This is a genomic window from Bacillus sp. JJ1474 (genome assembly GCF_036965225.1).
Lineage (GTDB): Bacteria > Bacillota > Bacilli > Bacillales > Cytobacillaceae > Cytobacillus.
Genome location: NZ_JBALPC010000007.1, coordinates 11,059 through 23,614 on the forward strand (window position 1 = coordinate 11,059; position 12,556 = coordinate 23,614).

General features: G+C 39.6%; 16 protein-coding genes. 12 read left to right on the plus strand and 4 right to left on the minus strand.

Translation table 11 applies throughout. The features are described from left to right. Positions 1–199: 199 nt before the first annotated feature. From V7164_RS00885 to V7164_RS00895, 3 genes are all read left to right on the plus strand, one after another. A complete protein-coding gene (locus tag V7164_RS00885) occupies positions 200–1,228 on the plus strand; it encodes a TFIIB-type zinc ribbon-containing protein (RefSeq protein WP_335353208.1) in 1,029 nt (342 codons plus the stop codon). Beyond that, on the plus strand, positions 1,225–2,022 hold the full coding sequence (locus tag V7164_RS00890) for a TPM domain-containing protein (protein ID WP_335353209.1): 798 nt from the start codon (positions 1,225–1,227) through the stop codon (positions 2,020–2,022). Before V7164_RS00885 ends, V7164_RS00890 begins: the two co-directional genes overlap by 4 nt. Before the next feature lie 101 nt (positions 2,023–2,123). Beyond that, a complete protein-coding gene (locus tag V7164_RS00895) occupies positions 2,124–3,119 on the plus strand; it encodes an SPFH domain-containing protein (RefSeq protein ID WP_335347831.1) in 996 nt (331 codons plus the stop codon). A 108-nt stretch (positions 3,120–3,227) separates the two neighbouring features. Here the strand turns inward: V7164_RS00895 and V7164_RS00900 are convergent, their stop codons facing one another. Further along, positions 3,228–4,106: a LysR family transcriptional regulator gene (locus V7164_RS00900; RefSeq protein ID WP_335353210.1), complete on the minus strand. Its 879-nt coding sequence runs from the start codon at positions 4,104–4,106 to the stop codon at positions 3,228–3,230. A 256-nt stretch (positions 4,107–4,362) separates the two neighbouring features. Between V7164_RS00900 and V7164_RS00905 the strand changes: the two genes are divergently transcribed. Together V7164_RS00905 and V7164_RS00910 are read left to right on the plus strand one after the other, a co-directional pair. Beyond that, positions 4,363–5,052: a CoA transferase subunit A gene (locus V7164_RS00905; protein WP_335347323.1), complete on the plus strand. Its 690-nt coding sequence runs from the start codon at positions 4,363–4,365 to the stop codon at positions 5,050–5,052. Between the two features lie 18 nt (positions 5,053–5,070). After that, positions 5,071–5,733: a CoA transferase subunit B gene (locus V7164_RS00910; protein ID WP_335347322.1), complete on the plus strand. Its 663-nt coding sequence runs from the start codon at positions 5,071–5,073 to the stop codon at positions 5,731–5,733. Here the strand turns inward: V7164_RS00910 and V7164_RS00915 are convergent. Then, positions 5,730–5,921, minus strand: a complete 192-nt coding sequence (locus V7164_RS00915) for a hypothetical protein (RefSeq protein ID WP_335347321.1) — start codon at positions 5,919–5,921, stop codon at positions 5,730–5,732. The genes V7164_RS00910 and V7164_RS00915 overlap by 4 nt on opposite strands. Positions 5,922–6,005: 84 nt before the next feature. Here V7164_RS00915 and V7164_RS00920 point away from each other — a divergent pair, with 84 nt between their 5' ends. Further along, positions 6,006–6,902, plus strand: a complete 897-nt coding sequence (locus tag V7164_RS00920) for a GNAT family N-acetyltransferase (protein ID WP_335353211.1) — start codon at positions 6,006–6,008, stop codon at positions 6,900–6,902. Between the two features lie 56 nt (positions 6,903–6,958). Further along, entirely contained in the window at positions 6,959–7,339 is a 381-nt protein-coding gene (locus V7164_RS00925) for a VOC family protein (protein WP_335347319.1), read from the plus strand. Positions 7,340–7,448: 109 nt separating this feature from the next. On the opposite strand, the gene V7164_RS00930 is transcribed toward V7164_RS00925, so the two are convergent. Then, positions 7,449–7,988 carry a helix-turn-helix domain-containing protein gene (locus tag V7164_RS00930; RefSeq protein ID WP_335347318.1) on the minus strand — a complete coding sequence of 180 codons (540 nt, stop codon included), beginning with the start codon at positions 7,986–7,988 and terminating at the stop codon, positions 7,449–7,451. A gap of 279 nt (positions 7,989–8,267) precedes the next feature. Here V7164_RS00930 and V7164_RS00935 point away from each other — a divergent pair, with 279 nt between their 5' ends. The 4 genes from V7164_RS00935 to V7164_RS00950 all read left to right on the plus strand — a co-directional run bounded on the left by V7164_RS00935 (position 8,268) and on the right by V7164_RS00950 (position 10,869). Then, positions 8,268–8,912 (plus strand): alpha/beta hydrolase, encoded by a 645-nt coding sequence (locus tag V7164_RS00935; protein WP_335347317.1) that lies wholly within the window; start codon positions 8,268–8,270, stop codon positions 8,910–8,912. 27 nt (positions 8,913–8,939) lie between these two features. After that, positions 8,940–9,719 (plus strand): DODA-type extradiol aromatic ring-opening family dioxygenase, encoded by a 780-nt coding sequence (locus V7164_RS00940; protein ID WP_335347316.1) that lies wholly within the window; start codon positions 8,940–8,942, stop codon positions 9,717–9,719. A 163-nt stretch (positions 9,720–9,882) separates the two neighbouring features. Continuing rightward, complete coding sequence (locus V7164_RS00945; RefSeq protein ID WP_315666670.1) at positions 9,883–10,068, plus strand: 2-hydroxymuconate tautomerase; 186 nt, start codon at positions 9,883–9,885, stop codon at positions 10,066–10,068. A gap of 21 nt (positions 10,069–10,089) precedes the next feature. Next, complete coding sequence (locus V7164_RS00950) at positions 10,090–10,869, plus strand: 2-keto-4-pentenoate hydratase (protein ID WP_335347315.1); 780 nt, start codon at positions 10,090–10,092, stop codon at positions 10,867–10,869. Positions 10,870–10,973: 104 nt separating this feature from the next. On the opposite strand, the gene V7164_RS00955 is transcribed toward V7164_RS00950, so the two are convergent. Beyond that, positions 10,974–12,167, minus strand: a complete 1,194-nt coding sequence (locus tag V7164_RS00955) for a coenzyme F420-0:L-glutamate ligase (RefSeq protein ID WP_335353237.1) — start codon at positions 12,165–12,167, stop codon at positions 10,974–10,976. Between the two features lie 119 nt (positions 12,168–12,286). On the opposite strand from V7164_RS00955, the gene V7164_RS00960 reads away from it, so the two are divergent. Then, a partial coding sequence (locus V7164_RS00960; RefSeq protein WP_335353212.1) for a LysR family transcriptional regulator occupies positions 12,287–12,556 on the plus strand: 270 nt, incomplete at its 3' end.

Consider the following 12,556-nt stretch of genomic DNA (forward strand, 5'->3'; position numbering starts at 1 on the left):
ACCACATGTTCATTGCCCGTAAGAGCATCTTTGTGCCTTTTCCCAGTAAAAGACCCGCATCTGCATGACCCGAAAGAGCACTATTTAACTTTTCGCAGTAAATGAAAAACATCTTCCTTGTCCATAAGTTCCTCCTTTTTCCTTTTTGAGTATATAGGAGTAGGACAAGGAACCTGAGTATAAAAGAGGTGAGGAGAGCGTGATTTTTCACTATAAATGCCCGAGCTGTGGGAGTGATATGAGCTTTGATGCTGACTCAGGCGAGTTATCCTGTCAGAGATGCGGAAGACAAGAGAGTATCGAAAATTATCCAGAAGAGTTGAGGAGAGCCACGTTTTCAGAGGATGAGACCAATGAATATCAATGTGATAATTGTGGGGCTGTTTTAATTACAACAGCTGAGACCGCTGCTACAAGCTGCAGTTTTTGCGGGGCTGGTGTGGTCATTGCGAATCGGCTGTCAGGTCATCTTGCCCCTACCAAGGTGATTCCTTTTACAATTAGTAAGGAAGAGGCAACGGAGGCTTTTAAAAAATGGTGCAGAAAAGGGCTTCTTACGCCGAAGGGTTTCATGATTGCAGACCGAATTAAGAGTATAACAGGCATGTATGTGCCTTTTTGGTTATTCGATCTGAATAGCAAGGTGCAGGTTAATGCCACTTGCACGAAGGTCAGAACCTATACAAAAGGGGAGTATATTTATACGGAAACGAATTATTATGACGTTTTCCGTGATATAAACCTTGATTACGTCAAAATTCCAGTGGATGCATCGGAAAAAATGCATGATGACTTAATGGATAAATTGGAGCCATACCCGTATGATCAACTAAAGGATTTTAAAACACCTTATTTGGCTGGATTTATTGCGGAAAAATATAACTATACGGATGACGAACTGTTTCCAAGGGCGAAAGATAAAATAAACGACTATATTGAGTCCTATATTCGTTCAACATTTTTGGGCTATCAATCAGTCAATTATAAGAATAAGCAAATTGATACGAGAAATGTAAGCAGCTATTATGTTTTACTGCCTGTGTGGATGGTCAGCTATGATTTCAATCAAGCCGAGCATGTTTTTGCGATGAATGGGCAAACAGGGAAAGTGGTTGGCAAACCGCCAATTAGTTCGGGCAAAGTGGCTATGTGGTTTAGCGGGATTGCAGCCGGAACCTTTATCGCCCTTAAATGTACCTCCTATTTGATGGGAGGTGGCTTTTGGTGAGCGGAAGTTATGTAAACAAACGATGCCTCTTTTTCCTTTTCGCCGTATTCCTGCTACTGTTGCCGTGGGGGCTACCGGCCAAAGCAGATTCGCTTAATCAGACGAAGTATATTTATGATTATGCTCAGCTGCTAACGGATGACGAAGTGGCTGAATTAGAATCTTTAGCTAGGGAGCTGGGAGAGGAAAGAAATACGGCGTTTCTGGTCATTACGGCAAATGGTACGGAAGGGAAGGACATCGTTCCCTATGTAGAGGATTTCTATGATGAGCAGGCTCCAGGCTATGACCAGCCGCATGGAAATACGGCGATATTAACGATTGATATGCAAGAAAGAGATGTGTATTTAGCTGGATTTAAAAAGGCGGAGCAGTATTTGGATAGCGGGCGGCTTGATATGATTCGAAATAAAATTACCCCAGAATTATCGGAAGGTCAATATTATCAAGCCTTTTCTGCGTTTATTTACACGGCCCATCATTACATGGGATATGAGCCAGGTGTGAATCCGGAAAACCTGCTTTTTAAATGGTGGTTTCAATTAGCGGCAGCCTTATTGACAGCCGGCATCATTGTGACGATTATGGGCTATCGCTCTGGCGGCAGGGTCACAGTAAATGCCAGGACCTATATGGATAGTGCCCAATCTGGAGTGCTTAACCAATACGATCATTTTGTGAGAAAAACCGTGACGAAGCATAAGAAGCCATCCTCCAATTCAAGCGGCGGTGGAGGCGGTGGCGGAATCAGCAGAGGAGGTCACTCGCATAGCGGAAGCAGAGGCAAGTTTTAACTAGATGCTCAGATTTTCGAAGGAAATTTATCGAGCCAGCGCAGGTATTATCTGAGCGCAAATACGTCAAGGTGTATTTGATAGAAGGGAGCAAATAATCGATGTCTTTTTTTAGAAACCAATTTGCAAATGTAGTGGAATGGCAAGAATTTAGAGATGATATGATTTTTTATAAATGGAGCAATCGGGAGATTAAAAAGGGGAGCAAATTGATTATTCGCCCTGGTCAGGATGCGATCTTCTTTAATAATGGGAAAATCGAAGGGGTATTTCGTGATGAAGGGGAGTATGATATCGAATCGCAAATTATTCCCTTTTTATCGACATTAAAGGGGTTCAGGTTTGGGTTTAATAGTGGCATGCGTGTCGAAGTGCTGTTTGTGAACACGAAGGAGTTTATTGAAAAGTGGGGAACGAAAAATGCGATTAATATCCCAACGCTAGGACTACCGGGCGGCATGCCGATTCGTGCGAACGGTACATTTCATTTTAAAGTAAATGATTATGTAGCCTTAATTGACCAAATAGCTGGAGTTCGCGAGCAATATGTCGTAGAGGATGTCAAAATACGGATTACTTCGATCCTTGACCAGCTCTTGATGAAATGGATTTCAAGGGAGGGGAAGGACATGTTCAATCTCCAATCTAATTCCTTTGAAATTTCTAAAGGGATTCAAGAGGATTTAGATATGCAGATGATCAAGAGCGGCATCACGATCACAGGATTTAATGTCATGAGCTTCAGCTATCCAAAAGAGATTCAAGATATGATTACGAAGAATGCTTCACATGGAATGGTCGGTAATGTTGATCGGTACCAGCAGATTTCCATTACGGATGGCATGGCTTCAGGAAAAATGAGCGGAGGGGGAGCCGCATCCGATATGGCTGGGATGATGATGGGGATGAATATCGCGGGCAAAATGCTGAATCAAATGAATCAGCAGAGTCAAGGTCAGCCTGCCACCTCTCAAAATGCACAATCACCTTCACAACCGAATGCTGGCGAGCAAAAAAGACCTAATTTCTGCCCTAATTGTGGGACAAAAACAGGTGAAGGCAATTTCTGCTCGAACTGTGGGCATAAACTTGTTTAACGTAGCCGGAGCGTCTTAGCATCAGACATTTTAACAGCCACTTTGGGAAGGGATCCTCCCTGTCCCTTCCCATTTTTAATAGGGTAGAATTGGCAATTAAGAGGCCATTTACTTTTCCACGACTAGCATTTTTAGTAACTCTTTCAATGCAAATGAATGGTAGGCTCCTTTTTTTGTAATAATTCCGAGCTTCCACAAAAGGGTGGAGTTTTCGAGAGGGATAATTTTGACATTCTGATTAGATTGTTTGTTAAATATTGATTTAGGCAAGAGTGTAATTCCAAGATTCGATGAGACAAGTTCGATAATGAGATCCCATTGTGAGCTTTGGTAGGAAATAGCGGGGGTAAACCCTGCTTTTTTGCATGCATCTTTTACATAGTCATGTAAGGTAAAGTCTTCTGAAAAAATGATAAACCTTTCATCCTTTAATTCATGTAAGGATACTGAATTTCTGCCCGCAAGCTTATGATCCTCCTGGATATACAAGACAAATTCATCTTGTATGAAGGGGTAAATATTAAATTTTTCCTCATTGGCTGGCAATACAACAATTCCAAGGTCTATTTCTCCATTTTCAATTAATGATCCAATAAGCTTGGCGCCGTGTTCGATCAATTCAAGCGAGACCTTTGGATATTGCTTGTTAAAATCGCTGGCGATTTTGGGGAAAAATAAGGTCCCAATTAGCGGAGGAATGCCGATTTTAATTTCACCTGAAGTAATCTCCCGTAGTTCATCTAAATGGACATTTAATTCGTTTAAAGTAGCGAGAACCTTTTGGCCGTGTTGAAAAACAATTTTTCCTGCATCGGTGAGGTGCAAATGTCTAGTTGAACGATCAAATAGTGTAACTTGCAGCTCTTCCTCTAATTTTTTGACTGCTTTACTTAAGGAAGGCTGTGTTAAGTAAGAATGGGCAGCCGCTTTCGTAAAGCTTTTATGCACAGCTACTTCAATAAAAGACTTTAAGTCTTGCAGTTCCATAGTTGCCTCCTATTTATTCTGATTGTTCATAATTTATATTCGATTTATTCATTTTACTTATAGAAATGATGGCTGTAAAGTATTAATTATATAGGTGATTTGTGAATTTTCAAAATAGTTAACAGTGAGTTAATTGCCTTTTGGCATTGGTGCAGGCGCGGCTAGAAATCTAGCGAAGATAGGTAAGGTTCGTCTCGGATTAGCCCGGTCAAGGAGCAATAGACATTATTGAAAAACTTAAAGGGGATGTGAAGCAATGAAAACCATTCTTACATCATTTACTGAAGCTGTAAAGGACATTAAAGATGGTGCAACCATAATGGTTGGGGGCTTTGGATTAGTCGGGATTCCAGAGAATTTAATTCTGGCATTAGTGCAAACAGGAGTAAAGGATCTTACAGTTATCTCCAATAACTGCGGCGTTGATGATTGGGGTCTTGGTTTACTTTTGAAAAATAAACAGATCAAAAAGATGGTTGGTTCATATGTCGGGGAGAACAAGGAGTTCGAACGGCAGGTGCTTTCCGGTGAAATTGAGGTAGAGCTTGTCCCACAAGGAACATTGGCTGAACGAATTCGAGCAGGCGGAGCAGGAATACCAGCTTTCTATACTCCGGCCGGGGTGGGAACACCTATTGCAGAAGGAAAAGAGGTCCGCGAGTTTGACGGGAAAGCTTACCTGCTTGAAAGAGGGATGACAGCAGACTTTTCCTTAGTTCGGGCTTCCATCGGGGATAAAATGGGCAATCTCGTGTATAACAAGACGGCCCGAAATTTCAACCCGATGATTGCTGCTGCTGGAAAAGTAACAATAGCTGAGGTGGAGAAATTAGTTGAAGTTGGGGAACTGGATCCCGATCAAATTCACACACCTAGTATTTATGTTCAAGCATTAATTGTTGGGAATCAAGAGAAAAAGATTGAGAGACTAACAGTACAAAAATAGAAGAGAGGAGTGAAGATTATGTCCAAAACATCAACGAGGGAAAAAATTGCGAGACGTGCTGAAAAAGAAATTGAAAGCGGTTTCTACGTGAATTTAGGAATTGGAATTCCAACGATGGTTGCCAATTATATCCCAGAAGGGAAGCAGGTCGTTTTACAATCGGAAAATGGGCTGCTAGGCATTGGGCCTTATCCAACGGAAGATCAGGTCGATCCTGATTTAATCAATGCCGGAAAAGAAACCGTTACGGCCATTAAAGGAGCTTCATACTTCACCAGCGCAGAATCATTTGCGATGATTCGCGGAGGCCATATTGATATTGCCATTCTTGGCGGAATGGAGGTTTCTGTGAAGGGTGACCTTGCCAATTGGATGATCCCTGGGAAAATGATTAAAGGGATGGGCGGTGCAATGGACCTCGTGCATGGTGCCAAAAAAATTATCGTCATAATGGACCATGTGAATAAAGATGGGCAGCCGAAGATATTAAATGAGTGTTCCTTACCGTTAACAGGTATGGGTGTTGTAAACCGTATTATTACGGACCGTGCCGTGATTGATGTAACTGAAAACGGCTTAAAATTAGTTGAAGTGGCAAAGGGCTATACCATTGATGATATTGTCGCCGTAACAGAGCCAAAGCTTGAAATAGCTGATGATGTTAAGCTAGAAGCATTTTAATGAAATGTAAAAAGGTGAAAGGGATAAACCCTTTCACCTTTTAGTTTTTGATCTGCCGGGAATGCCTTGTTTTTTTCCATAAATAGGGCTTCGCGCAACCTGTAGTAAGCAAAATAACGGAAGTACCCCCTATCACTCGTAAGATAAGAAATGAAATCAACATTGAGGTCCTCATTTAAAGCTGCCATATCTTTTTTCCCCCATTCTAATTTTTAGATAAATTAATTATACTGGGTAAAGAAAGGGTTCTTGAGATTAAGGGGGGAGACCATTTGAAAGTAGAATATTTAAATAGCGGGAGAATTGGAGATTTCATTTCTTATTGTAAGAAACATAAAATGGAGATAGATGATTCATATCTATATGATGAAGATTTAGCGAGTTTTGAAGTAAATGATGAAAATCCTACTTACATCATTTCAGATCAAACAGGTAAGATAGTAGCGGCTGCTTCTCTAATCATAGATGAATATCATAGAAGAGGAAAGAAGGCACGATTTAGAATTTTCCATTCGGAAATAGCGGATAGTGAATGTTACAGTTTGCTCATGCAGGCGATTAAAAAACATACAGAAGGATTAGATCAAGTCTTTGTATTTATCCCTTTGGAAAATGAGCCATTAATGAAGAGTATAGCTGGATTAGATTTTACAGTAGAAAGATATTCTTACCTGCTTGTCAGAGGAGATTTAGAGATTCCCCCTTTCGCTTTGCCGAGCAATTATGAAATAAGACCGTTTAGACCAGGCATGGATGAAGAAGTGTGGTGTGAAGTCAGAAATGCGGGGTTTGCTAAACTTCAGGGGAGTGAAACGCCCGTCACACCAGAAATGGTTACGAAAATGATTTCAGCCAGTGATTATATAGAAGATGGAATGAAAATATTGTATCATGGGGAAAAACCTATAGGTGTTGTCAGGGGATCTAAGGATGAGTATGAAGATTCTCCGATTATGAATATTGGACCACTTGCCATCCTGCCAGATTATCAAGGACAAGGTCTTGGCAGAAGTCTTTTAAGAGCGGCGCTGGATTTTGCTAAAAAGAAATCCTATAATAGGACGTTCCTATGCGTCAATGCTGAAAATGAACGGGCAAAAGCTTTATATGTTCAAGAGGGATTTGAACAGGTTCATGCCGTTGCATGTTATAAGTATAATTTGTTATAAATAACATAATACAATTGGGACCATGTTCCATAATAAACTGAAGGGATGATATGTAGATGGTTACACAAGTCGGTCAAATTATGTTATACGTTAATAATCAAGAGGAATCAGTGAAATTTTGGACAGAAAAGGTCGGATTTATCGTAGTTTCTGATCAAGATAATGGCCAGGGATTGAGATGGATTGAAATTGCTCCGTCACAGGGAGCGGAAACAAGTATTGTTCTTCACAATAAGGAGTTAATAGCCAAAATGCAGCCGGAATTAAATCTTGGCACTCCATCGTTAATGTTCTTCACGGAAAACCTGGATCAATTGTATAAAGATCTTTCTGATAAACATGTCACGGTAGGAGAAATTGTAAACATGCCTTCAGGCAGAGTATTTAACTTTGCTGATGATGAGAAAAATTACTTTGCCATCATGGAAAAAAAGTGACCGCTATTGAACTGCACCTCCAATTTTAGATATCGTGTCTAAAATTGGGGGTGCAGTTCTTTCATATATGGTCACTTTTTTTATTAAGAATAGAAACTGACCGCAGTAACTAGAAAAAATCATTGAGCTCAGAATCTGAATAGATCGATATTAGTACAACTGCTTTTCCATCTCCAATATTTTTCACAAAATGTGGGCAGCTGGCATTCCAACTGAAGGAGTCTCCCTCTTCTGCGATGATGGAGTCCTCGCCCTGCTCGGCAAGAACCTTACCCTCCAGTACTAAATGACTTTCCTCCCCTTCATGGGCATTTGCTTCCCCCATCGAAGCTCCAGGGGGAAATTCCACCAGCATCATTCTTAGACCGCCTTTGGATGTCACATGCTCTATTTTCAGATTGTTATAAGTAGAGTACATTCTTTCATTTTTCCTTACTACTCTCATATGCTGCTGTTTTTCTAGTAATAAGTAAGGTAAAGGTACCCCAAGAAAGCCTGCAATAGTTTGCAAAGTGCTTATGGATGGAGATGTATTATTATTTTCCACGTTGCTAATAAATCCTTTAGATAGTCCAGTGCCCTCACACATTTGAGCTATGGTAATTTTTTTTCTATTACGTATGGCACGTATCTTTGATCCAATTTCCAAATGAACCACCCTCTAATGTTTCCTAATAAAAAACATAATTCTATCTTAGCAAAAAAAATATTGACAATCTACTATAGGTATTGTTATCTTATAGACAATTAATATTCATATGGGAATACGAAAGCTTACTTAGTATTATTTTTTTATCTTTTAGTATTCTTATATGAATCTAATTTATCTATTTAGAAACAATAGCGATTTAAAACAAATTGTTGATTAGGTCTGATCAATAGAGGAAAGCTACTAGCAAATAAAAATAAATAGAATGGATGATGAGAAATGAATTCACCGATGGTTTATGAGCTTCGTCGGCCGAAAGAGGTTGCTCCTAATAAAACTTATCCTGCCCTTTTTGTGATGCATGGAATCGGAAGCAACGAGCAAAACATGCTGTCATTGGTAAATGGGTTAGAAGAGGAATTTTTTATTTTTAGTATTCGGGGTCATTTGGAGCATCCGCCTGGATTTGCTTTCTTTACGATTCAAGGCTATGGAAGACCGCATAGAGAGGTGTTTGATCAAGCGATTACTAACCTGACGAGTTTTATTGAGTATGCGTCTGATCAGTATCCTTTAGATTCAAGCCAGCTTTACTTAATGGGCTTTAGCCAGGGAGCAATCCTTTCGATGACACTCGGTTTGACATTAGGGGAGAGAATTAAGGGGATTATTGCCTTAAGCGGATATATTCCCGGATTCGTCAAAGAGGATTATAACGTAAAACCAGTGAATCATATGTCCCTATTTATTTCTCATGGAGAAATGGATCAAGTACTGCCATATGAGTGGGGAGTCGCAAATAAAGAGTATTTTCAAGCATTAGGTGCAAGTGTCACGTTTAAAACGTATCAAGAAGGACATACCGTATCTTTGCAAAACTTTCAGGATTACATGAAGTGGCTGCAGGATTCATTAAAGAAATAACAGATTACTCACAAAGGAGATGATATTATGCTTCCATCATATTTTATTGCTCATGGAGCGCCATTAATAGCCATTGAGACAAATGAGTATACTCAGTTTTTAAATGAATTAGGCAGCACATGGCCAAGACCAAAGGCGATTATTTTATTTTCAGCTCATTGGGAGTCAAGTGCTCAAAAAGTGAGCAATGTCGATCAATATAGCACAATCTATGATTTTGGCGGATTTTCTGAAGAATTGTTTCGCATTCAATATCCGGCAAAGGGAGATCAGGAGATTGCGAAGGAAATTCAAGAGTTATTTGAGAAACAGGGGATCTCTTATGAAGTTGATGCCAAGCGCGGTTTAGATCACGGAGCATGGGTAGTTCTGAGGTTACTGTACCCAAATGCCGACATTCCTGTCATCTCGATGTCCGTTAATCTGCGGCTTTCACCAGAGGAGCAGTATAAGATTGGGAAATCCTTAGCGGAGTTAAGGAAGAAGGATGTTTTAATCATCGGCAGTGGGGGAACGGTTCATAATCTAAGAGCGCTGAATTGGGCAGATAATGGAGAAGTAGATGATTGGGCATTAAATTTTGACGAGTGGCTGGCAAGTCATTTGAAAAATTGGGACCTAGCATCACTTTACAAGTATCAGTCATTAGCACCTGCCGCTAGTTTAGCAGTTCCGCCATATGGCAATGAGCATTTTGTGCCGATCTTCTACGCAATGGGTGCGGCAGATGATCAGAAAACAGCAAAACTATTACACCGCAGCTACCGATATGGAAATCTTAGTCATAGTGTTTGGCAATTTGGCTGAGATATATTTACGAAAAATCAACGGCAGTAAAATGTTTGCACTTGATCAATTGATGTTTAATAGGTCAGAAAATAATAGTCAAAATAGCAAAGCCGCTTAATACTGGATGGCGTTACTTCAAATGGAGGTAATGCCGTCTTTTTTAATAGAAGGAGGAAGCAAGATGCCGATTATTCAAATTACTCTGCTCGAGGGAAGAGAACCAGAAGCAGTTGAACAATGCATTCGCGATGTAGCCCGTACGGTTCATGAATCACTTGGTGCCCCTTTATCGACCATTCGTGTTTACGTAAACGAAGTTCCAAAAAATTATTATGCAGTCGGAGATCAATTAAAAAGCGAGATGTAGAATTGGGATAGGAGGATTCTTTTGATTAATTACAAACAGCTGGCTGAAATGCTAGTAAGTGCTGAAGAAAACAATTATGCAACTTCCTGTATTACCTCTCAACTCCCTGAGTTTAATTTATCTATGGGCTATCTTGTTCAAGACGAGCTAATCCAAATAAAGAAGAATCAGGGAAGTACCTTTTTTGCTTATAAAATGGGTATAACCAGTGAAGCAAAGATGAAGCAAATGAATATAGACCAGCCGATCTATGGGGCAGTGTTTGACTATATGAGAGTACATGACAAGGGGGAAATCTTCATAGAGGAATTCATTCATCCGAAAGTGGAGGCGGAAATTGCCTTTATACTTGGTGAAGATATTGAAGGGCCAGGGGTTACAGGAGCAGAAGTGATGGCCAAAACGAAGGGAATTCAGCCTGCTTTTGAGATCATTGATAGCCGGTATGAAAATTTTAAGTTTAAGCTGCCTGATGTAGTTGCAGATAATACATCTGCCTCTAGGGTTGTTATGGGAAATAAAGTTTTCGATCCTAAACAATTCGATCTTGAAAAGATTGGGGTTACACTATCTATAAATGGGGAAATAAAAGCTAGTGGGACAAGTGCGGACGTTTTAGGCAATCCAGCCAACTCTGTTGCGATGTTAGCCAATATGCTATTTTGCCAAGGAAAGGGCAAAATCCCGAAAGGCTCTATCATCTTCACTGGAGGAATCACAGAGGCGATCTTGTTAACGAAAGGCGATCATGTGACTTCAAAATTTGAGGGAATGAGTGAAATATCACTTTATATTCGTTAATCATGATTAAAGGCAAGGCTTAAGCCAAAATTTATACCCCACTAATAATGGAAAAAAACTAGATGCCGTAAACTGCTTGGCATCTAGTTTTATTTTAATTAGTCTTATTTCGTATAGTTATCAAAATATCCTTGGATAAAGATAATCGGTGTTCCTTTATCTCCGCTGCCTGAAGTTAAATCGGATAGAGAGCCAATCAGGTCAGTTAATTTTCTAGGGGTCGTTCCTTGTGATTCCATAGATCCTACAAGGTCTGATTCTTTATTATTAATAAATTCGGAGATTGCCTTTTTCAGCTCTTCCCCTTTTAAATCAGCAAAGTTGTTATCAGCAAGATACTTCAGCTTTATTTCATTAGGAGTTCCATCAAGACCGGATGTGTAAGCAGGCGATACAACTGGATCCGCAAGCTCCCAAATTTTCCCGACAGGATCCTTAAAGGCGCCGTCTCCATAAACCATCACTTCAACGACTTTTCCAGTCTTTTCTTTAAGCATTTGCTGAATATGATCAACGGTTGGCTGGCAATTGCGCGGGAATAGCTTCACGCTGTCTTCAGTTGCTTTATTAGATCCAAGCAGACCGTAATCTTCATTACAGCCGCTACCATCAATAGAAGCTGATAAGATATTATCAAGACTATAAATTTTTTCGCCGCCATTAGCTTTTAAGATTCTCTTAGTTCTAAATCTTGTATGGATATCACAAGTAAGAACATTCTTTGTATATTCTAAAATGGTTTTCGGGTTATTAGAGAAGATGACTTCACATTCAACACCGTATTCTTTTACTAATGATTTATAGTAATCAATATAATCAACACCGGTAAACGTATGTTTGTTATAGCCAAAAAGGTCACGGAATTGGTCCTCAGTTAAAACATCTGTCCAAGGATTTACACCCTTTTCATCAAGCAAATCGATATCTACTAGATGATTTCCTACTTCATCAGACGGATAGCTGAGCATTAATACAATTTTCTTTGCTGCCCCTTTTGCAATACCGCGAAGACAGATGGCAAAGCGATTGCGGCTTAAGATAGGGAAAATGACCCCAATTGTTTCATCACCAAATTTTGAACGAACATCTTGAGCAATATGATCGACTGTCGCATAGTTTCCTTGTGCACGAGCAACAATGGATTCCGTTACGGTTACAATATCTTTATCTTTAATGCTAAAGCCTTCAACTTCTGCAGCCTTTAGCACACTATCTACAACAATTTCTTCAATATTGTCCCCTTGATTGATGATGGGGCAACGAAGGCCTCTAACAACAGTTCCAACTACTCTTTCCAATATAATCGCTCCCTTATGACTGTTAGGCTTAATTTCCATAATATCCACTTGTACTATACACCTCTTTAATGGTATAAGTAAAATTAATATATCTAATAGTGGATATAAGGAGTGGTTATGTGGTAAGTAAATTAGATTTATATAAGGTTTTTTGTAAAGTTGGAAATTGCAAAAGTTTTTCTAAGGCGGCGAAAGAGCTTTACATGACACAGCCTGCCGTTAGTCAAAGCATCATGCAATTAGAAAAAGAATTGGATACACGCCTTTTTAATCGGACTCCTAAAGGGGTTACCTTCACTGATGAGGGCAAACTATTATTTGAATATACTCATTCAGCTATTAATTTAATAGATGTAGGAGAGGAAAAAATACTAGAATTTAAAAATTTA